The organism is Pseudoalteromonas sp. S558 (genome assembly GCF_005886635.1).
In the GTDB taxonomy this organism is placed as follows: domain Bacteria; phylum Pseudomonadota; class Gammaproteobacteria; order Enterobacterales; family Alteromonadaceae; genus Pseudoalteromonas; species Pseudoalteromonas aliena.
The window spans coordinates 1-1,113 of record NZ_PNDU01000416.1 but is presented as its reverse complement, the minus strand read 5'-3'; the positions used below and the strand labels follow the sequence as shown (position 1 = coordinate 1,113).

1 protein-coding gene is annotated in these 1,113 nt (G+C 35.0%); it reads right to left on the bottom strand.

Going from position 1 to position 1,113, the window contains the following annotated elements:
• Positions 1-266 precede the first annotated feature (266 nt).
• Positions 267-974, bottom strand: a complete 708-nt coding sequence (locus tag CWB66_RS20235; RefSeq protein WP_138586821.1) for a hypothetical protein — start codon at positions 972-974, stop codon at positions 267-269.
• Positions 975-1,113 lie beyond the last annotated feature (139 nt).

The following is a 1,113-nucleotide window of genomic DNA, read 5'->3' as shown; positions in this document are numbered from 1 at the left end:
GTTATTTTATCAAATTAAAGAGAATTAAGCGTTTAAATTAAATCGAAATTTTTGAAATTGGTCTGATCAATGTCTGATATACATATACTTAGCTTTATAGGTGCAAACTGCATTTTAGATCCGTTGGGTTTCGTGTTACTCAACTCAACCTACGCTTTACTCTTTATTTTAAAAACAAAAAGCCTGCAATAAGCAGGCTTTTGATTAGCATAAGCAATGACAAGATATACAAAATATTTAAAACTATTATTAATAATCCTAAATTTTTATGAAAATCCGTGCTCAATATCCCGAAACGTCCATTGTCCGTTTGGATCTGCTATATCAATTAGTTCACAGGCTTTTTTATTCCAAGCGGCTAACCATGAAATATAATTTGTCAGTTGGTGATAAGCTCGGTCTGGCGCATCAGGACGAATTCTTGACATTGAGAAACCTGAATACGTAGCACCACTTCCTACCCAACTAACAATTGATGATACAGCTCCACCGCCTGGAACTACAAAACCAACAGTCGTTGTTACTAACCCTAATATAGTCGCTGTTTTTTCAACAGCATTACCCGTTTTCATTATGTCGCCACTTATAACAGGATGTAACAAAGCTAATAAGTTAACTGCTTGTGGCTGATTTGAGGCAACTGCAACATCATTTGACGTTTTTGAAGTGTTTGTAGGTGCAGCCCTTCCGCGCATTGCAGGAAGTAAGCTATTAAAAGATTTTTGGCTACTATTACTTGTTGAAAAAGTAACTGATTGTGTGCTTAAGCCACCGGCTTTAACTCTTTTTTCATCTCGTGGCGTTACAGTTGATTTATAAGTTCGTTGTAATCGACGATAAACAGCTGCACTACATTGTGTCATTTGTATTGCTAAAGCAGCTTGATCCTTGAAGGCTTTACCAATCGCACGTTCAGAAAGTTGCGTTAGCTGTGTTTTTTTCTTCAGCGCATGTTGGCCGATAATAATATCCACAAAAATATCCCTATTTATTATTTAATTGTCAGAATTATATCATGCAATTCAACCGTATTAATATCTAAAAAATATAGATTTAAAGTGTGCTTCATCGACATGAAACTAGTAAAAACGAAATTTAGCAATTTAGCAATTT